This window comes from Streptomyces sp. NPDC093591, assembly GCF_044764885.1.
GTDB lineage: Bacteria > Actinomycetota > Actinomycetes > Streptomycetales > Streptomycetaceae > Streptomyces.
This window is the reverse complement of the sequence record NZ_JBIWIY010000015.1, coordinates 35,416-53,998: the sequence shown is the minus strand read 5'-3', so window position 1 is coordinate 53,998 and position 18,583 is coordinate 35,416. Positions and strand designations below refer to the sequence as shown.

The 18,583-nt window shown below is 71.6% G+C and carries 23 protein-coding genes; 12 read left to right on the top strand and 11 right to left on the bottom strand.

Annotated features, from left to right (window positions below):
* Positions 1-3: 3 nt before the first annotated feature.
* The 4 genes from ACIREI_RS29235 to ACIREI_RS29220 form a co-directional block, all read right to left on the bottom strand.
* A complete protein-coding gene (locus tag ACIREI_RS29235; protein ID WP_403338912.1) occupies positions 4-306 on the bottom strand; it encodes a putative quinol monooxygenase in 303 nt (100 codons plus the stop codon).
* A complete protein-coding gene (locus tag ACIREI_RS29230) occupies positions 303-1,373 on the bottom strand; it encodes an Ldh family oxidoreductase (RefSeq protein ID WP_403338910.1) in 1,071 nt (356 codons plus the stop codon). The genes ACIREI_RS29235 and ACIREI_RS29230 overlap by 4 nt, the downstream gene beginning before the upstream one ends.
* Positions 1,374-1,494: 121 nt before the next feature.
* Positions 1,495-2,220, bottom strand: a complete 726-nt coding sequence (locus ACIREI_RS29225; protein ID WP_403338908.1) for a GntR family transcriptional regulator — start codon at positions 2,218-2,220, stop codon at positions 1,495-1,497.
* A 153-nt stretch (positions 2,221-2,373) separates the two neighbouring features.
* A complete protein-coding gene (locus ACIREI_RS29220) occupies positions 2,374-2,628 on the bottom strand; it encodes a LysR substrate-binding domain-containing protein (protein ID WP_403338905.1) in 255 nt (84 codons plus the stop codon).
* A 144-nt stretch (positions 2,629-2,772) separates the two neighbouring features.
* On the opposite strand from ACIREI_RS29220, the gene ACIREI_RS29215 reads away from it, so the two are divergent.
* The 6 genes from ACIREI_RS29215 (at position 2,773) to ACIREI_RS29190 (ending at position 7,554) form a co-directional block, all read left to right on the top strand.
* Positions 2,773-3,168 (top strand): molybdopterin-binding protein, encoded by a 396-nt coding sequence (locus tag ACIREI_RS29215; RefSeq protein WP_403338903.1) that lies wholly within the window; start codon positions 2,773-2,775, stop codon positions 3,166-3,168.
* 532 nt (positions 3,169-3,700) lie between these two features.
* Positions 3,701-4,507, top strand: coding sequence for a molybdate ABC transporter substrate-binding protein (gene modA / locus ACIREI_RS29210; protein WP_403338900.1), 807 nt, complete (start codon positions 3,701-3,703; stop codon positions 4,505-4,507).
* Positions 4,504-5,421 (top strand): molybdate ABC transporter permease subunit, encoded by a 918-nt coding sequence (gene modB, locus ACIREI_RS29205; protein ID WP_403338897.1) that lies wholly within the window; start codon positions 4,504-4,506, stop codon positions 5,419-5,421. Before modA ends, modB begins: the two co-directional genes overlap by 4 nt.
* The gene (locus ACIREI_RS29200) at positions 5,418-6,557 is read left to right on the top strand and encodes an ABC transporter ATP-binding protein (protein WP_403338894.1); all 1,140 of its coding nucleotides are present in this window, start codon (positions 5,418-5,420) and stop codon (positions 6,555-6,557) included. Before modB ends, ACIREI_RS29200 begins: the two co-directional genes overlap by 4 nt.
* A gap of 9 nt (positions 6,558-6,566) precedes the next feature.
* The gene (locus ACIREI_RS29195; protein ID WP_403339416.1) at positions 6,567-6,803 is read left to right on the top strand and encodes a hypothetical protein; all 237 of its coding nucleotides are present in this window, start codon (positions 6,567-6,569) and stop codon (positions 6,801-6,803) included.
* A gap of 181 nt (positions 6,804-6,984) precedes the next feature.
* Positions 6,985-7,554 (top strand): ABATE domain-containing protein, encoded by a 570-nt coding sequence (locus tag ACIREI_RS29190; RefSeq protein ID WP_403339413.1) that lies wholly within the window; start codon positions 6,985-6,987, stop codon positions 7,552-7,554.
* A 175-nt stretch (positions 7,555-7,729) separates the two neighbouring features.
* On the opposite strand, the gene ACIREI_RS29185 is transcribed toward ACIREI_RS29190, so the two are convergent.
* The 4 genes from ACIREI_RS29185 to ACIREI_RS29170 form a co-directional block, all read right to left on the bottom strand.
* Positions 7,730-9,151 carry an ATP-binding protein gene (locus tag ACIREI_RS29185; protein WP_403338891.1) on the bottom strand — a complete coding sequence of 474 codons (1,422 nt, stop codon included), beginning with the start codon at positions 9,149-9,151 and terminating at the stop codon, positions 7,730-7,732.
* Complete coding sequence (locus ACIREI_RS29180; RefSeq protein ID WP_403338888.1) at positions 9,152-9,880, bottom strand: response regulator transcription factor; 729 nt, start codon at positions 9,878-9,880, stop codon at positions 9,152-9,154. It abuts the gene before it with no gap.
* A gap of 163 nt (positions 9,881-10,043) precedes the next feature.
* Positions 10,044-11,117 (bottom strand): LLM class flavin-dependent oxidoreductase, encoded by a 1,074-nt coding sequence (locus tag ACIREI_RS29175; RefSeq protein WP_403338885.1) that lies wholly within the window; start codon positions 11,115-11,117, stop codon positions 10,044-10,046.
* A 73-nt stretch (positions 11,118-11,190) separates the two neighbouring features.
* Positions 11,191-11,784, bottom strand: a complete 594-nt coding sequence (locus ACIREI_RS29170) for a TIGR03086 family metal-binding protein (RefSeq protein ID WP_403338882.1) — start codon at positions 11,782-11,784, stop codon at positions 11,191-11,193.
* Between the two features lie 79 nt (positions 11,785-11,863).
* Here ACIREI_RS29170 and ACIREI_RS29165 point away from each other — a divergent pair, with 79 nt between their 5' ends.
* On the top strand, positions 11,864-12,706 hold the full coding sequence (locus ACIREI_RS29165; RefSeq protein WP_403338879.1) for a DUF6597 domain-containing transcriptional factor: 843 nt from the start codon (positions 11,864-11,866) through the stop codon (positions 12,704-12,706).
* A gap of 39 nt (positions 12,707-12,745) precedes the next feature.
* Here ACIREI_RS29165 and ACIREI_RS29160 read toward each other — a convergent pair whose 3' ends face one another.
* Entirely contained in the window at positions 12,746-13,234 is a 489-nt protein-coding gene (locus tag ACIREI_RS29160) for a hypothetical protein (protein ID WP_403338877.1), read from the bottom strand.
* A 155-nt stretch (positions 13,235-13,389) separates the two neighbouring features.
* Between ACIREI_RS29160 and ACIREI_RS29155 the strand changes: the two genes are divergently transcribed.
* A complete protein-coding gene (locus tag ACIREI_RS29155; RefSeq protein ID WP_403338874.1) occupies positions 13,390-13,728 on the top strand; it encodes a YnfA family protein in 339 nt (112 codons plus the stop codon).
* Between the two features lie 10 nt (positions 13,729-13,738).
* Here ACIREI_RS29155 and ACIREI_RS29150 read toward each other — a convergent pair whose 3' ends face one another.
* Complete coding sequence (locus tag ACIREI_RS29150; RefSeq protein WP_403338871.1) at positions 13,739-14,176, bottom strand: ester cyclase; 438 nt, start codon at positions 14,174-14,176, stop codon at positions 13,739-13,741.
* Between the two features lie 216 nt (positions 14,177-14,392).
* Between ACIREI_RS29150 and ACIREI_RS29145 the strand changes: the two genes are divergently transcribed.
* From ACIREI_RS29145 to ACIREI_RS29135, 3 genes are read left to right on the top strand one after another with little or no spacing between them, the layout of a single operon-like run.
* Positions 14,393-15,169 (top strand): SDR family NAD(P)-dependent oxidoreductase, encoded by a 777-nt coding sequence (locus ACIREI_RS29145; RefSeq protein WP_403338868.1) that lies wholly within the window; start codon positions 14,393-14,395, stop codon positions 15,167-15,169.
* Positions 15,169-15,318, top strand: coding sequence for a hypothetical protein (locus tag ACIREI_RS29140; protein ID WP_403338866.1), 150 nt, complete (start codon positions 15,169-15,171; stop codon positions 15,316-15,318). The genes ACIREI_RS29145 and ACIREI_RS29140 overlap by 1 nt, the downstream gene beginning before the upstream one ends.
* Positions 15,319-15,362: 44 nt before the next feature.
* Complete coding sequence (locus ACIREI_RS29135) at positions 15,363-16,118, top strand: tyrosine-protein phosphatase (RefSeq protein WP_403338863.1); 756 nt, start codon at positions 15,363-15,365, stop codon at positions 16,116-16,118.
* A gap of 115 nt (positions 16,119-16,233) precedes the next feature.
* On the opposite strand, the gene ACIREI_RS29130 is transcribed toward ACIREI_RS29135, so the two are convergent.
* On the bottom strand, positions 16,234-17,427 hold the full coding sequence (locus tag ACIREI_RS29130; protein ID WP_403338860.1) for an RtcB family protein: 1,194 nt from the start codon (positions 17,425-17,427) through the stop codon (positions 16,234-16,236).
* Positions 17,428-17,643: 216 nt separating this feature from the next.
* Here ACIREI_RS29130 and ACIREI_RS29125 point away from each other — a divergent pair, with 216 nt between their 5' ends.
* Entirely contained in the window at positions 17,644-18,495 is an 852-nt protein-coding gene (locus ACIREI_RS29125; RefSeq protein ID WP_403338857.1) for a DUF3558 domain-containing protein, read from the top strand.
* Positions 18,496-18,583: the final 88 nt, after the last annotated feature.

The following is an 18,583-nucleotide window of genomic DNA, read 5'->3' as shown; positions in this document are numbered from 1 at the left end:
AGTTCAGGAGTGGTGGAACAGGCGACGGGAGAGCGTGTTGACCTGGCTGCCGGGGACGACGTACTTCGCCGCGGCCTCGCGCCAGACCTTGAAGTGGGGTGCGGCGCGGTGGGCCGCTACGGCGGCCTCGTCGTCGTAGATCTCGTGGAAGACGAAGTGGTGGTCGTCGGCCAGGTCGCAGACGACGTCGAAGTAGCGGCAGCCGGGCTCGTCGGTGAAGGAACGCTTGGCGTTCTCCTCGATGGCCTTGAGGAAGTTCTCACGGCAGCCGGGTACGACTTGGAGGGACACGGTCAGGGCGATCATGCGGGCAGCTCCTGGGGAGTGACGGAAGGGGGCAGGGGTACGGCGGTGGCGTCGGCGATCCGTGCGAGGGCGGCCCAGGTGTCGTCGACGACCGTGATGCCCTCGGTGCGCAGCCGCTCGGCGGTGCGGATCTCCGGCTCACCGGGGACGAAGATCTCGTCGGCGCCGGGCGCGGTCGGGGTGGACTTGGCCTCCTCGATCAGGGTCTCCATCCGCTGCTCGAACTCGGCCGGGTCGGCCATCGACCGGATGTCGACGCACATCAGCAGATGGCCGACGCCGCTGCGGCCGGTGGACCGGTAGGGGCCGACGACCGCCGAGCCGAAGGCGCTGCCGGTCAGCACGCCCGCCAGCACGTCGAACATGAAGGAGATGGCGTAACCCTTGTGGCCGGCCATCGGCAGGATCAGGCCCTCGATCGCACGCCGCGGATCGGTAGTCGGCACGCCCGCGGCGTCGGCCGCCCAGCCCTCGGGAATCGGCTCACCGCGCTCCTTGGCGTGGTAGATCTTGCCGCGCGCCACGGCTGTGTTCGCGATGTCCATCACGACCGTGCCGTAACGGCCGCCAGGGGCGGCGATCGACCACGGATTGGTGCCGACCCGCTTCTCCTTGCCGCCCCAAGGGGCCATGGCCGGGCTGGCGTTGGTGGCCAGCAGTGCCACGCAGCCCTGCTCGGCGGCCCTGCGCGTGAAGTACGCCGCGGTCCCGAAGTGACCGGAGTTGCGGACGGCGACCGCGCTGATGCCGTGCCGGCGGGCACGTACCACGCCCAGGGCCACCGCGTGGTCGGTGAGCACCTGGCCGAGGCCGTCGCGGCCGTCGACCACGACCACGGCGCCGTTGTCGCTGACGACTTGCGGGTCCACGACGGCCGTGGTGGCCCCGCTCGCGAGGCGGTCGAGGTACCAGGGCAGGCGCAGCATGCCGTGGGACGCGTGTCCCCACAGCTCCGCGGTCACCAGCGTGTCCGCGAGCAGACGGGCGTCCGCGGGCGGAACGCCGTGTGCCTCGGCAGTGGCGGCGGCGAAACCCAGCAGGTCGGCGGCGCCGACGGTATGCGGCATGAGGCAGCCTCTCGCATCGAGCAGTGGTGTATCCACTCCTGTATACATCACTGCTCGTGGAGAAACCACAGGCCGGAAGGCGCGGATGCCCCAGCGCCTCCGCCGGACGGGAAGGGGTGCCTCAGCCTGCGACGTCCAGCGACACGTCCGTACCGAGTGTCAGATCCTGGCTGGTCAGACTGTCGATGAGCGCCTGCAGGGTCTGCGCGAGGTGGTGCCGGCAGGCCGCCTCCGCCGCCTGGGCGTCCCCGTGCGTGACCGCCTTCAGCATCGCGCGGTGCTCCTCCAGCGAGGTCAGCATGCGACGCGGACCGCTGTGCGAGAGGTGACGCAGGCGCACGGTCTGACTGCGCAGGTCGCGGATCGTGCGGGCGAGGTAGGGATTGCGGCAGGCCGCGATGACCGCCTGGTCGAACGCCTCGGTGATGCCGTAGAACTCCTGGTACGAGCCCGCCTGCGCGGCGGAGTCCAGCGCGCGGAAAGACTCGTCGAACACCTCCAGCCGCTCCAGCAGTTCACGGAAGGGCGCCAGCACCCGCTCGTCGGCCGAGCCCGCCGTGGCGACCGAGGCGGCCGCCCGCGGCTCCAGCAGCATCCGGAACTCGAACAGGGCGCGCACGCCGCCCAGGGAGATCGCGGCCACCCGGGCCACCTCCCCCGGCACGAAGTCGACCAGCCCTTCCCGGGCCAGCCGCCGGATCGCCTCTCGCACCGGCGTCCGCGAAGCCCCCAGCTCCTCGCCCAGCTGGACCTCACTCAGCTTGGCCCCCGGCCGCATCCGCAGCGACTCGATGTCACCCTTCAGCCGCTCGTAGACCGCCTCGCTCTTGCCAGTCGCCCGGGCCATCAGACTCCCTGTCCATCCTCACGCACACTCTTCTGTATACAGACTACGACTGGCGACGCGCCCACCCGCAAGCCCCACCGGGAGACTCAGCGGATGCCCGCCGGGGCACATCCAGGGCACCTGGGTTTCGCCGGGGACTGCCCGTTCGTGCGGCTACCAGGTACGGGCCACCTGGCGGAGGCGGTCACGGACACGCAGGACGTCGGGGTTGGAGTCCGCGCCGGGACGCCGTACCAAGAAGAGGTTGAGCGGTGGCTCCTGCGGGTCGCGCAGAAGGGCCAGGCGGCCCGAGTCGAGGTACTCCTGGCACAGGAAGCGCGGCAGCACGCTGTAACCGGCGCCCGCGTTGGCCGCTGACAGGACGGTGTATCGGCCGGCGGGGAGGGGTGGCAGGGGGTTGGTCGCCATTCGGGTCGGTACGGCGCCGCCGCGCTCGTAGGCACGTCGCCGGACCAGTCGTACTACTGCCTGGTGTGGCCGTGAGCGGTCTGCACAACCGGCGTGGCCCGGCTCCTGCGCTCCCCCTGCCCGCCCTGACCTATCTTGTCGCCCATGCAGTCATACACGATCGGCCAGGCGGCGCGGCTGCTCGGCGTGAGTCCGGACACCGCGCGGCGATGGGCGGACGCGGGGCGGGTGGCGACCCATCGCGACGAGGGTGGGAAGCGGCTCATCGACGGGAAGGACCTGGCCGCCTTCTCCGTGGAGCTCGCCCAGGCCGGGAGCGGTGAGGAGGAGTCCTCCTACACCTCGGTCCGCAACGCCTTCCCCGGCATCGTCACCGCGGTCAAGCTCGGGGACGTGGCGGCGCAGGTGGAAATCCAGGCCGGACCGCACCGGCTCGTCTCGCTGCTCACGCGGGAGGCCGTGGAGGAGCTGGGGCTGGAGGTCGGGATGGAGGCCACCGCCCGGGTGAAGTCGACGAACGTGCATATCGACCGCGTCTGAGCGGGCCGGGTGAGGGGGGCGGCCGTTCCGGCGCGAGGGCCACTGCCGACGCGGGCGAGCGGCTGAGGGGCGGGGCGCGGCTGAGAGTATCCGAGTGGCCGAGCAGGCACGTGGCTGGGCAGGCACGTGGCTGGGCAGGCGCGTGGCCGAGCGGGCGAGCAGGCGGGCGGGCGAGCGGGCGAGCGGGCGTGGAGCGGCTGAGCGCTCCCGCGCGACCGAGCAGGCGAGCGGGCGAGCGGGCGAGCGTCAAAGGCATCCGGCTGTCGATCCGGGCACGGGCAGGCGGACGTGTTCGGGATGTTGGCGGTCATCAGCGTGCCCGGCGGGGCGGACGGGATCGGGTCGCCGGGGCGAGCGCGTTTACCCGAAGGCCAGTCCGCCAGTCCCGTACGAACGCACATGCCAGGCCAGCCTCCAGAGAGCCCGGCTCATGCGATGCGACAGGGGACTTCCGCCTCGCACTTGCGGCATTATCATCTGCGTCGTGCACACCGTGAGGCGTCCGTTCAGGACCAGAGGGAGTGGACCCGTGATGACCCGTTCCGTGCGCCGGAGCCGTCGGACGTTGCAGGTGGCCGGCGCGGGCGCCGCTGCCCTGCTGGCCCTGAGCGCCTGTTCCGCCTCGGGCGACTCCTCCTCGTCGGCGGCCGCCTCGGGCAAGCTGTCCGGCACGGTGACCGTCTTCGCCGCGGCCTCGCTGAAGGAGAGCTTCACGACGCTGGGCAAGGAGTTCGAGAAGGCCCACCCGGGCACCGAGGTGACCTTCAGCTTCGGCGGCAGTGACGCGCTCGCCGCGAGCATCACCGGCGGCGCCCCGGCGGACGTGTTCGCCTCGGCCAGCCCCAAGACGATGAAGATCGTCACCGACGCCGGTGACGCCTCCGGCACACCCGCCACCTTCGTGCGCAACCAGCTGGAGATCGCCACCCTGCCCGGAAACCCGGACAAGGTCGCCTCACTGAAGGACCTCACCGACTCCGGCCTGAAGGTCGTGCTGTGCGACAAGGCGGTGCCGTGCGGCGCCGCCGCGCAGAAGGCCCTGGACGCGAGCGGGCTGAAGCTCACCCCGGTCTCCTACGAGGAGGACGTCAAGGGCGCCCTCAACAAGGTGGTGCTGAAGGAGGCCGACGCCGCGGTCGTCTACAAGAGCGATGTGGAGGCGGCCGGTGACAAGGTGGAGGGCGTGGACTTCCCCGAGTCGGCCGACGCCATCAACGACTACCCGATCACCCTGCTCAAGGACGCGCCGAACGCCGGGGCCGCCAAGGCGTTCATCGCGCTGGTGCGGTCCGCCGAGGGCCAGAAGGTCCTGAACGCCGCCGGGTTCCTCAAGCCATGACGTCCGCGTCCTCCCCGCCCGTCCCGGCGTCTCCCTCCTCCCCGGACAAGGCCGGCGCCGCGGACACCCTGACCGGTGGCCCGCGCCGCCGCCGCGTCCGCGGGCTCCGTGGGGGCCAGGAGGGACCAGGGGCTCGCCGGAGTGCCCCGCTGCCGCTCCTCCTGCCCGCGCTGATCGGCCTGGCGTTCCTCGTCCTCCCGCTCGTCGCGCTGCTGATCCGGGCCCCGTGGCGGAGCATGCCGGAGCTGCTGACCAGCACGGAGGTGTGGCAGGCGCTGCAGTTGTCGCTGGTCTGCGCGACGGCGGCGACCGCGGTGAGCCTGGTGCTCGGGGTGCCGCTGGCCTGGCTGCTGGCCCGGGTCGAGTTCCCCGGGCGGGGGGTCGTACGGGCCCTCGTCACCCTGCCCCTGGTGTTGCCCCCGGTGGTCGGGGGTGTGGCCCTGCTGATGGCGCTCGGCCGCAACGGCGTCATCGGACAGTGGCTGGACTCCTGGTTCGGGATCACCCTGCCCTTCACCACCGCCGGGGTCGTGGTCGCGGAGGCGTTCGTCGCCATGCCGTTCCTCGTGATCAGCGTGGAGGGAACCCTGCGGGCCGCCGACCCCCGCTACGAGGAGGCCGCCACCACCTTGGGCGCCTCCCGCTTCACCGCGTTCCGCCGGGTCACGCTGCCGCTGATCGCACCCGGCGTCGCGGCCGGCGCCGTACTGGCCTGGGCCCGTGCGCTCGGCGAGTTCGGCGCGACCATCACCTTCGCCGGCAACTTCCCCGGGCGTACGCAGACCATGCCGCTCGCCGTGTATCTGGCGTTGCAGAGCGACCCGGAGGCCGCGATCGCCCTCAGCCTCGTCCTGCTGGCCGTGTCCATCGCGGTCCTGGCGGGACTGCGTGATCGCTGGATGACCGCCTCATGACCGACGCCGAAAAGAGCACGCACAAGACCGAGAAGAGCACGCACAGCACCGTCACCGCCGGGGCACCCGCGCCCGCACTCACTCCCGCCGGTGAAGGCCTCGACGCCCGGCTGGTGGTCGAGCGCGGCTCCTTCCGCCTCGACGTGGCGCTGACCGCGGCCCCCGGCGACGTGGTCGCGCTCCTCGGCCCCAACGGTGCCGGCAAGACCACCGCCCTGCGCGCGCTCGCCGGCCTCGTCCCGCTCACGGACGGTCATCTGCGGCTGGACGGCGCGGAGTTGGACCGTACGCCGCCGGAGTCCCGCCCGGTCGGGGTGGTCTTCCAGGACTACCTGCTCTTCCCCCACCTCACGGCACTGGACAATGTGGCCTTCGGGCCGCGCTGTCACGGCGCCGGCAAGGCGGAGTCCCGCGCCCAGGCCGCCGAGTGGCTGGAGCGCATGGGCCTCGCCGCCCACGCCGGTGCCAAGCCCCGCCGCCTCTCCGGCGGCCAGGCCCAGCGCGTGGCCCTCGCCCGCGCCCTGGCCACCCACCCCCGTCTGCTCCTCCTCGACGAGCCGCTCGCCGCCCTCGACGCCCGTACACGCCTCGACGTACGCGCCCAACTCCGCCACCACCTGGCCGACTTCGAGGCGGTCGCCGTACTGGTCACACACGATCCTCTGGACGCCATGGTCCTGGCCGACCACCTCGTCGTCATCGAGGACGGCCGCATCGTCCAGGAGGGCACCCCCGCCGACATCGCCCGCCATCCGCGCACCGACTACATCGCCCACCTGGTCGGCCTCAACCTCTACCGGGGGCAGGCCGAAGGGCACACGGTGCACGTCGACGGCGGCCCCGAGGTCACGGTCACGACCACGGAGGCCCTCACCGGCCCGGCCTTCGTGGCCTTCCCGCCCAGCGCGGTCACCCTCCACCGTGACCGGCCCACCGGCTCCAGCGCCCGCAACCTCTGGCGCTGCGAGGTGGCCGGCCTGGAAACCCACGGCGACCAGATCCGCGCCGCCCTCACCGGCGAGCTCCCCCTGGCCGCCGACCTCACCACGGTCGCCGCCGCCGAGCTCGACCTCCGCCCCGGCGCCACGGTCTGGGCGACGGTCAAGGCGGCCCAGACACACGCGTACCCCGCCTGAGGCCCTCCGCTGCGGTGGTCGGGGTCACTGCCGCGGACGCAGGCCCGGGAACAGGGTGAAGAGCTGCTGGCCGCCTCACTGCGCGAGAAGGGCGCCGAGTCCGAGCAGGCCGCACAACTCGCGACGCTCGTCGTCGCCGCCGTCGAGGGGACCGTGGCCATGTGCCGTGCCAAGCGCAGCACCCAGCCCCTCGACCGGACCGCCGAGCAGTTGCAGGCCCTCATCCTGACCGCGATCAAGGGCTGACCGGGAGGGTCGGCAGGCTGATCGGGAGGGTCGCCGGACCGGCTGATCGGCGGGTTGCCCTTCCTGGGCAGCCGCTCGTCCGCGCGATACGTCCCCTTCGGCGCGCCGTATCGTGAGAGCCGTGAAGGAGACCGCGACCAAGGAGCCCGCCGCCCAGGAGCCCGAGACCGTCGAGCCCCCGCTGCCGCCCGCGCCGGGTGCCGAGCAGTATCCGTCGCTCGCCCTCGTCAACAGTGTCATCGCGGTGCCGGGCGGGCAGTTCGTCGACCTCATCGGCACGCCGGCCGCGGCGAACCGGTGGCTCACCGACCGTGGCCTCGCTCCGGTCGACGCCGGCCTGCGGGACATGTGCGCCGCACAGCTGCGCTCGCTGCGGGAGCAGATCCGGGCGCTGTTCGCCTCGCGGGTCCAGGCGCTGCCCGCCCTCCCCGCCGCCCTCGCCGCCGTGAACGACGCGCTGACCAGGGTTCCGACCGCCCCGCTCCTGCAGTGGGACGAGAAGAACGGCCCCTACCGCACGGCCCCGCACCCCACCACCGAGATCGTCGACCACGCCCTGGCGACCCTCGCCGCCGACGCCGCCGACCTGCTCACCTCCCCCGACGCCGAACGCCTCACGGCCTGCGGATCCCCGCCCTGCAACCGCTATCTGCTCCGGCACGGCCGCCGCCACTGGTGCTGCACCCGCTGCGGCGACCGGGCCCGCGCGGCCCGCGCCTACGCCCGGCGCACGCAGTCCCCGACCGGCTGACGGCACACACCACCCCGGGGGGCGTCGGCAGGGCTCAACATGCGGGTGCATCCCTGCCACGGCTCAGGAGGCACTCCGAAGGGGCGCGGGGCTGCATCGATCTGCGGCTCCGCCGCGTGGGCGCGACCAGCCACATCAAACCCGCATACGCAACGCCACAGAACCCGCCGAGCTCTCAGGCCCCCGACCTCACCGTGAACCCGATCACCGTCCCGCCCCCGTCCCGCCGGAACGCGAACGGCGCTCCCCCGTGCGACAGCGCCACCTCCCGCACGATCGACAGCCCCAGCCCCGACCCGGGCAGCGACCGCGCGTCGGCGGCACGGTAGAAGCGGTCGAAGACCCGGATCAGGTCGTCCTCGGCGATACCCGGCCCCCGGTCGAGTACCTCGACGCGCACCGTCCCGGGACGGGCGGGCCCGGCGACGTTGATCTCGATGGGTGCGATGCCGTCGCGGTCGAACTTCGCCGCGTTCTCGACGAGGTTGGTCACCGCGCGCTGGAGCATCCCCGGCCGCCCGTCCGTCGTCGTGTCGCCGCCCGCGCGGACCACGATCCGCCGCCCCGTACGCCGCCGGGCGAGCCCCGCGACCTCCTCGGCGATGTCGGCGAGGTCCACCCGCTGGACCGGTTCGGTGTCGGACTGCCCGGCCGCCAGGTCGACCAACTCGTTGACCAGGTCGGTCAGTTCACGCGCCTCCTGGCCCAGGTCGGCCACCAGCTCGTCACGGGTCGCGGGCGGCAGCTCGTCGATGCGGCGCAGCAGGGAGATGTTCGTGCGCAGGGAGGTGAGCGGGGTGCGCAGTTCGTGGCCCGCGTCCTGCACCAGTCGCCGCTGGTCCTCCTCCGACTGGGCCAGCCGGCCCAGCATGCGGTCGAAGGCGCGGCCCAGGCGGCCGACCTCGTCGTATCCCGTGACCGGCACCTGGATGCCGAGCCGCCGGGTGCGGGCGACATCCTCGGCGGCGGCGGTGAGGACGACCAAGCGGCGGGTGATGCGCCGGGCCAGCCACCAGCCGAAGAGTCCCGCGAGCGTGACCACCGCCGCCATCAGCAGCAGCGTCCGCTGCTGCAGCGCCCGCAGCAGATCCTCCGTGTCGCTGAACTCCTGGGCCACCTGCACCGCGCCCCGCCCGCCGCCCAGCGCGACGGTCGCGACGCGGTAGACGTCGTTGCCGACGCCGACGTCCTTGTACTGGACCATCCGGCCGGCCGTCCCGTCGACCGCGATCCGCCGGTCGGCGGCCGTGACCGGCAACCCCGGCCGGCCCGGGTCGACGATGGCACCGTCCGGGCCCAGCACCTGCACATCGGTCCGGGCGGGCCGTACGAGATCGTGGCCGGGCGCGGAGGACGAGAAGTCCTCCGGTGTCATCGGCCGCTCCCGCACCTCGCCGCGCAGATCCTGCACGACCTCCTCGAACACCGACTCCTGGTCCACCCGCACCAGCCGGGCGGCGGCGGTGTACGACAGCAGCCCGACCAGGACGGTGACGACGGCGGTCACGGCCGCGAAGGACACGGCGAAGGTGGTGCCGAGCCCGCTTCTGCGCCGCCCCGTCAGCAGCCGCCCGAGCCGACGGCGGGCCCGGCCCACTCAGTCCTCCCGCAGCACGTAACCCACGCCGCGCACCGTGTGGATCAGCTGCGGCGCCCCCGGCTCGTCGAGCTTGCGGCGCAGGTAGCCGACGTAGACGGCGAGGTTCTTCGAGCCCGGGCCGAAGTCGTAGCCCCAGATACGGTCGTAGATGGTGGAGTGGTCCAGGACGATGCCGGCGTTGCGGACCAGCAGCTCCAGCAGCTCGAACTCGGTGCGCGTCAGCTCCAGCTCCCGCGCCCCCCGCCACGCCCGCCGCGCCTGCGGGTCCATCCGCAGCCCGGCCGCCTCGATCAGCCGGCCCGACGTCTCGGGGGTCTCGGGGGCCTGCTTCGGTACGTCGACGAGGGCGCCGTTCGCCTCGCTGGTGCGGCGCAGCAGGGCGCGCAGCCGGGCGAAGACCTCCTCGACGTCGAAGGGCTTCACGACGTAGTCGTCGGCGCCCGCGTCCAGGCCGGCGATCCGGTCCTGGGTCTCCACGAGCGCCGTCAGCATCAGGATCGGGGTGCGGTCGCCCTCGGCGCGCAGCACCCGGCAGACCTGCAGCCCGTCGATGCCGGGCATCATCACATCGAGGAGCAGCACGTCCGGGGGCGTCTTGTGGGCCTGCGCGAGCGCCTCGACCCCGTCGGCGACCGCGGTGACCTGGTAACCCTCCAGGGTCAGCGCGCGCTCCAAGGCGTTGCGGATGGCGCGGTCGTCTTCGGCGAGGAGAACAGTCTGGGGCACGGGTTCAGTGTGCCAAGGCCTCCGGCGGTTCGGCCGTGATGGGGCGTTTGCAGTCACCCTTCTTACTGGGCTCTCACCGTCACAGGGCCGTCCCTGGGGGCTGCCGCCCCCAGACCCCCGCTTCGGCCCTGAACGGGCCTCGTCCTCAATCGCCGGACGGGCTTCATGGCGCCGTCCGCCTGAGAGAGGCGTGGGTCGGCGCATCCGGCACACCCGCGGGGCGCCGGGCCGCGAACTCCTTGCGCAGCACCGGCACGACCTCCTCGCCGAGCATGTCGATCTGCTCCAGGACGGTCTTCAGCGGCAGCCCGGCGTGGTCGACGAGGAACAGCTGGCGCTGGTAGTCGCCCGCGTACTCGCGGAAGGTCAGGGTCTTCTCGATGACCTGCTCCGGAGTGCCGACGGTCAGCGGGGTCTGGTCCATGAAGTCCTCCAGCGACGGCCCGTGCCCGTACACCGGCGCGACGTCGAAGTACGGCCGGAACTCGCGTACCGCGTCCTGGGAGTTGCGGCGCATGAAGACGTGGCCGCCCAGCCCGACGATGGCCTGCTCGGGCGTGCCGTGCCCGTGGTGGGCGTACCGGGTCCGGTACAGCTCGACCATCCGCTTGGTGTGGTCGGCCGGCCAGAAGATGTTGTTGTGGAAGAAGCCGTCGCCGTAGTACGCGGCCTGCTCGGCGATCTCCGGCGAGCGGATCGAGCCGTGCCAGACGAACGGCGGTACGCCGTCCAGCGGGCGCGGGGTGGAGGTGAAGCCCTGCAGCGGCGTACGGAACTTGCCCTCCCAGTTCACGACGTCCTCGCGCCACAGCCGGTGCAGCAGGGCGTAGTTCTCGATGGCGAGGTTGATGCCCTGCCGGATGTCCTGGCCGAACCACGGGTAGACCGGTCCGGTGTTGCCGCGGCCCAGCATCAGGTCGACCCGGCCGTCGGCCAGGTGCTGGAGCATCGCGAAGTCCTCGGCGATCTTCACCGGGTCGTTGGTGGTGATCAGGGTGGTGGCGGTGGAGAGGATCAGCCGCTCCGTGCGCGCCGCGATGTAGCCGAGCATCGTCGTCGGCGACGACGGCACGAACGGCGGGTTGTGGTGCTCGCCGGTCGCGAAGACGTCGAGCCCTGCCTCCTCGGCCTTCAGCGCGATGGCGACCATGGCCTTGATGCGGTCGCGCTCGGTCGGCGTACGGCCCGTGGTGGGGTCCGGCGTGACGTCGCCGACGCTGAAGATCCCGAACTGCATGGTCGCTCACCCTCCAGGTTGTTTACGGTTCAACCATAACCGCGTGCCGGGAGAACGACGACCCGCCAAGGGCCTATTCCCAGCGCGGATCCCGCCCGGTCCGCGCCAGCAGCCGCTCGAACGCCGACGCACCCTCCGCCTCCGGCACCGGCTCCCCGAAGACCCCCATCTTCCTGGCGGTCGGCGCCAGCTCGTCCACCGCGCCGGCCAGCTCCGCCACGACCGCTTCGTCGGCCCCCGGGTAGTCCTGGCCCGTCGCCCGCGCCAGATCCCACACATGCACGGTCAGATCGAGCAGCGCCATCGAGCCGACCAGCCGCGCGGGCATCTCCATCGCCCCGGTGGTGCCCTCCTCGGCGCCGGGCTCCGACCAGGCCGCCACCAGCCGGTCCGCCTCGGCCACGAGCCGCTCCCGCCAGTCCGGCCCCTCGGCCACCCGGTCGGGGGTGCTCTCCCCGAACTGCGACGCCTCCTTCGCGGCCAGCCGCTGGAACTGCACGATCACTTGGAAGAGGTGATTGGCCAGCGCCTTCACGTCGTACTCCGCGCAGGGCGTGGGAGCGCCGAGGGCCGTGTCCGGGATTCCCCGCACCACCGGAACCGCCCGCTCGCGCGCCATGGCCAGCAGCTCACCGATGCCGTATGTCTTCGCCTCGTTCGTGTCCATGCCTCGACCGTAGGAAAACCGCCCCTCGCCCTTCTTGAAGAAACGCGACGCCCGCCGAAACCCGACGTACGATCCGGCCATGGAGGCACCCCGCCACGACACCCGCGGGATCGTCGACCCGTCCGGCCTGCTGAACCGCGTACGCTTCCGCCGCCACGAGCCCGCCGAACCGCTGCGCCGGTACGTCGAGTGGTACTGGCTGATCGACTGGGACCTGCCCGCGCCCTACGCCTCCCACATCGTCCCGCACCCGGCGGTCAACCTCACCTTCCAGTGGGACGAGGACGAGGGTTCGCCCTACGGCGAGGTCACGGGGGTCGCGCTCGGCCTGTACACCCGGAAGCTGACCGGACGGGGCCGGGTCTGCGGGGTGAAGTTCCGGCCCGGCGGATTCCGGCCGTACACCCCCGAGGCACCGGTCTCCCGGTGGACGGGCCGCGCGCTGCCCGCCCAGGAGGTGTTCCCGCAGGCGACGGGCGACGCCGCCCACGCGATCGTCACCCTCGCCGACGACCAGGCCCGGGTCGCCGCCCTCGACGCGTTCCTCCACGCCCTCCCCTGCACCCCGGACCCCCAGGCCGACCTCGCCACGGCCCTCGTCCAGCACATCCGCGCCGACCGCACGGTCCGCCGCGTCGGCGACTTCGCCCGGGCACAGGGCCTGTCGGTACGGGCGCTGCAACGGCTGTTCTCGGCCTACGTCGGCGTCAGCCCCTGGGGGTGCCCCCTCTGGGGGAGGGTCATCCTGCGCTACCGCATCCACGAGGCCCTGGAACACGCCGGCACCCGCACCGACGTCGACTGGGCCACCCTCGCCGCCGAGCTCGGCTACGCCGACCAGGCCCATCTCGTACGGGACTTCACGGCGACGGTCGGGGTGCCGCCCACGGCGTACGTCGCGGAGGCGGGGGCCGGGGGTTAAGGGGCTCAGGGGATCAGGGGATCAGGGGACCAGGGGGCGTCAGAAGTAGTACGCGTCCCCCGTGTCCAGCACCAGCACCCGCTGCCGGTCCGTCCCGCGGTGGCCGTCCGGCGCCCCACCCCGGCGCACCGTGCCGAACTCCAGCAGCACCTCCGACGGCGTGCCCCGCAGCGCCACCCGCAGACCGATCCGCTTCCCCGCCCTGGCCGCGTCCAACGCCCCGACCCGGCACATCACCATCCGCTCCCCCGCCCGCCCACACCCCTCCGGCAGCACCTGCCGCTCCGCCAACGGCTCCGACCAGCGCAGCCGTACCGCCGAGGCCGGCAGGGCGCTCGGCCCGTGATTGTGCGGCGTGAACCGTACGTCGACCCGGCCGCCGGACAGGACGGCGGAACCGTGATAGGCGAGCTGGGTCTCAGGACGGCCCCCCGCCCCGGCATCCACAGCCACGGCATACGGCGCCACCCCACCGACCGCGGCCACGACGGCCGCACCGCACACCCCAGCAACCCGCATCCGCCGCATACCGCCGCTCCTCACTCCACCGTGGTCGACGGATGTATCCCACGTGGAGCGGCCGGCAGGCGCCGTCCAACAGGTGACGCGAGCCGTCACGAGCCAACGAACACCCGGCACCCGGAACCGACACCCGCCGCGGAGCCCCATGACAAGCTGCCCGCATGCTCATCCTTCGCTCCGCCGCCCTCTTCGTCGTCGCCGCCCTCTTCGAGATCGGCGGCGCCTGGCTGGTCTGGCAGGGCGTACGCGAGCACCGCGGCCTGCTGTGGATCGGCGCGGGCGTCATGGCCCTCGGCGCGTACGGCTTCGTCGCCACGCTCCAGCCCGACGCCCACTTCGGCCGCATCCTCGCCGCGTACGGTGGTGTCTTCGTCGCCGGCTCGCTGGCCTGGGGCATGGTCGCCGACGGCTACCGCCCCGACCGCTGGGACGTCACCGGGGCGCTGATCTGCCTCGCCGGCATGGCCGTGATCATGTGGGCGCCGAGGAACGGCGGCTGACGGAGCACACTCACGAGGACTCTTCGGGCAGCAGCCCCAGCTGCCCCAGGAACTCCATCTCGTCGAAGTACAGCCGGTAGTCGACGATCCGTCCGCTGTCGTCGATGGTGGCGAGGTCCACCCCGCGGATCCGGACCTCCTTCTGTGTCGGGGGCAGCGTGTCCCCGGAGGGCAGCTGGATCGGTCCCGTGTTCCGGCCGCTGAAGTACCCCTCGTCGATGGCCGTGTTCCCGATCTCGTACGAGTGCACCGTCTCGTACGACCCGTCGGGAATCGCGTCCGTCATCTGACGCCAGTACTCGGCGATGTTGTCGCGCCCGCGGATCTCCCCTTCGTCGGGGGTGTACGCGACCGCGTCCGGCGCGTAGAGCTCGCCGATGGTCCGGGGGTCCGCGTGGGTGGTGACCGCTGCGGTGAGCCGGTCCATGACCTCACGTGCCTGTCCCATGATTCGCCTCCTGACCTGGAGGATCACCCCTCTCATGGTCCCACGCGGACGCCGTGGAGGCCGACCGGAGCGCAAGGCCGCGCCCCTACCCACCGCCCCGCCCCGCCATCCCGCCCGCCTATCCTGGCCGCCTATCCTGGCCGCCTATCCTGGCCGCCTATCCTGGCCGGACAGGCGTGCGATCACGCCGTCCGGACCACGCAAGAGGAGCAGCTCATGGCCACCGCCGCACCGTCCGCCGCCTCCCGCATCGCCGTCGTCACCGGTGCGAGCAGCGGAATCGGCGCCGCCACGGCACGGCAGCTCGCCGCGGCCGGCTACCGGGTCGTCCTGACCGCCCGCCGCAAGGACCGCATCGAGGCGCTGGCGGAAGAGATCACGACGGCCGGCGGATCGGCGGCGGCGTACCAGCTGGACGTCACCGACCGCGCGGCGGTCGACGAGTTCGCGACGGCATTCCAGACGATCGGCGTCCTCGTCAACAACGCGGGCGGCGCACTGGGCGCAGACCCCGTGGCCACCGGCGACCCGGCCGACTGGCGCACGATGTACGAGACGAACGTCATCGGCACCCTGAACCTCACCCAGGCCCTGCTCCCCAAGCTGGACGCGAGCGGCGACGGCACGATCGTCGTCGTCTCCTCCACGGCCGGCCACGGCACGTACGAGGGCGGCGCGGGCTACGTCGCCGCCAAGCACGGCGCCCATGTCCTCGCCGAGACCCTCCGCCTGGAGATCGTCGGCCGCCCGGTCCGCGTCATCGAGATCGCGCCCGGCATGGTCAAGACGGACGAGTTCGCCCTGACCCGCTTCTCCGGCGACGAGGAAAAGGCGGCGAAGGTCTACCAGGGCGTGGCCGACCCCCTCACGGCCGACGACGTGGCCGACACCATCACCTGGGCCGTCACCCGCCCCAGCCACGTCAACATCGACCTCCTGGTCGTCCGCCCGCGCGCCCAGGCGTCCAACACGAAGGTCCACAGGGAGCAGTAGTGCCGGACGGCGACAAGGGCGAGAGCAAGGCCAAGGGCAAGGGCCCGCACGACGAACGCCAGATGTGGTGGTGGCTCGGCTACTTCCTCTTCGGCATCCACATCGTGGCGTTCGTGATGATCTACGCGGTGACACACGCGCCGAAGTAGAAAGGCCAGGTACGACGGGCCGCGACCGCCTATGGTCACAGCCCGTGGACAGACACATACGCTTCGACGTACTGCACAACTTCCGCGACCTGGGCGGCTACATGACAACGGATGGCCACCAGGTCCGCCCCGGCCGCCTCTACCGCACGGACTCCCTGGGCAAACTGACGGAAGCCACCCCGGACTGGTCCCGCTTCCTCTCCCTGGGCATCCGCACCGTGATCGACCTGCGCTACCCGTGGGAGATCGAGCACAGGGGCCGCATCCCGGACCACCCCTCCTTCACCTACCACAACCTCAGCATCGAGCACCGCCCGTACAACCAGGCGACCCTGACCTCCGACGTGGCCCCCGGCCCGTACCTGGCGGCGCGTTACCTGGAGGTGGCACAGGACGGCACGCAGGAGATCCGCACCGCGCTGGAGCTGGTGGCGAAAGCAGCGGAGTCGGACACGCCCCTGGTCTTCCACTGCGCGAAGGGCAAGGACCGCACGGGCCTGCTGGCGGCACTGATCCTCGGTCTGCTGGGCGTACCGGAGCCCACGATCATCGAGGACTTCACCCTCACCGAACTGGCCGCCCCCGCCTTCCTGACCGAATGGAAAGCCCTCAACGACGGCAACACCCCGACCTGGCCGGGCTTCAACAAGACGCCGCCGGAGGTGATGAGCCTGTTCCTGTCCTCCCTGACGACCGAATACGGCGGAATGGAGGGCTACGTCTCCAAGGCCCTGTCCCTGGACCCGGGCCCCCTCTCAACGACCCTCCGCGGCGGGCTCCTTGAGCGGCAGGCCGAGTGACTCACCCGGCAGCCGGCTTCGTGCCTCCGGCGGTTGCGCACCGGCCAAGTGTTCAGGCCAGGCCGGCCATGGCCCGATGAGCGAGGCCCCCGGCTCACGCTGGGGGCCCCTTGTGTCAGCCCTTCACACAGACAACCTGCTTCAGCTTCGCCACGACCTGGACAAGGTCGCGCTGCTGATCGATGACCTGCTCGATCGGCTTGTACGCGCCCGGGATCTCGTCCACGACGCCGGAGTCCTTACGGCACTCCACACCACGTGTCTGCTCCTCCAGGTCCTTCGTCGAGAAGCGCCGCTTGGCCGCGTTGCGGCTCATGCGCCGACCGGCGCCGTGCGAGGCCGAGTTGAAGGACTTCTCATTACCGAGGCCCTTCACGATGTACGACCCCGTGCCCATGGAGCCCGGGATGATCCCGTAATCGCCGGAGCCCGCGCGGATCGCGCCCTTACGGGTCACGAGCAGGTCCATGCCCTCGTACCGCTCCTCCGCCACGTAGTTGTGGTGGCAGGAGATCTCCGGATCGAAGGCCGGCTTCGCCTTCTTGAACTCCTTGCGGATGACGTCCTTGAGGAGCGCCATCATGATCGTGCGGTTGTACTTGGCGTACTCCTGCGCCCAGAACAAGTCGTTGCGATAGGCGGCCATCTGCGGGGTGTCCGCCACGAAGACGGCGAGGTCACGGTCGACCAGACCCTGGTTGTGCGGAAGCTTCTGGGCGACACCGATGTGGTGCTCGGCCAGTTCCTTGCCGATGTTCCGGGAACCGGAGTGCAGCATCAACCAGACGGAACCTGTCTCATCCGTGCACACTTCGACAAAGTGGTTTCCACTTCCGAGCGTTCCCATCTGCTTTCCAGCACGTTCCTGACGGAATTTGACCGCTTCCGCAACCCCGTCGAACCGCCCCCAGAAGTCGTCCCACCCGGCCGTACCGAACCCGTGCAGCCGCCCCGGATCCACGGGACTGTCATGCATCCCCCGCCCCACCGGAATCGCCTGCTCGATCTTCGACCGCAACCGCGACAGATCCCCCGGCAGATCATTGGCCGTGAGGGACGTCTTGACGGCCGACATCCCGCACCCGATGTCCACCCCCACCGCCGCAGGACACACGGCCCCCTGCATGGCGATGACGGACCCGACCGTCGCCCCCTTGCCGTAGTGGACGTCCGGCATGACCGCCAGCCCCTTGATCCACGGCAGCGTCGCAACGTTGCGCAGCTGCTGCAGCGCCCCGTCCTCGACCGTCGCAGGGTCGGCCCACATGCGGATGGGAACCTTCGCGCCCGGCATCTCCACGTACGACATATCGCCCTCAATCCCCCGGAAACAACTACAAGTCTTAAATCGCAAAACCGGGGCCAGGATCGACGAAATGGGATAACGGACCGGCGTCCACGGCAGTGCGTGCGATACACATTGTCTCCAGGGGTCGCCCCCGCGCCGCAAGCGAATAACCAGCGGGGACACCGACCTCACCGGCAACGGACCGACCACACAGCCACCGTTGAGAGGAGCCTGACCGTGCAGCGGAAGGCGTACGTATCCGGCGTCGCCGCGCTCCTCGCGGTGTTGCTGGCCGGCTGCACCGGCAGCTCCGACAGCGGCGGCACGACCGACGACTCCAACCCGGGCGACTCGGGTACGGCGACCGCGGCGGCCGAGCCCGGCCGGTACCGCACCCTGCCCGACCCCTGCGACGCGGTCGGCGAGGAGACCCTCGACTCGCTCCTGCCCGGCATCAGGGAACTCCCGGACGAGGAGCAGCGCGAGAAGGCGTACGAGGGCACGCCGACGCTGACGTTCGACACCGACCGCAAGGTGGGCTGCCGTTGGAAGGTGGAGTCGGCCGACGCCACCGACCACCTCTTCGTCGACTTCGAGCGTGTGGTGTCGTACGACGGCGCGGTCAGCGACGACAGCAAGGCGCAGGAGCTCTTCGCGAGCCGCCAGGAGGCGGCGGACCTTCCCGAGCCGACGAGTTCGGAGACCGTCAGCGGCGAGGTCACGTCCGCCGCCGACCCGAGCGACTCGCCCTCCTCCTCGCCCTCGACGTCGGCGTCCGGGTCGGCGACCGCCTCGCCGTCCTCCTCCGCCTCCCCCTCCGGTTCCACCGGCGGGACGACTCCCGCCGAGCTCCAGCCCCGTGTCCTCGAGGACCTGGGCGACGAGGCGTTCCTCGACGACGAGCTCAGCAGCTCCGGTTCGACGGCTCAGCAGCGCACGGTGACTGTGGTGTTCCGCACGTCCAATGTGATCGTGAGGATCGAGTACGAGGAGCAGCCGGCGACCGTCGGCACTGTCCCGGACAGTGAGGAAATGCAGGACAGGGCCCAGAAACTGGCGGCGCAGCTGGCGGACGCGCTGGCGGAGTGACGCCCCTGGGGCACCCCGGTACGCCCGGGTGCGACGTAACCGAAACGAGACCACACACCTTCTTCACCGCGTACCGTGGCCCCTCGGA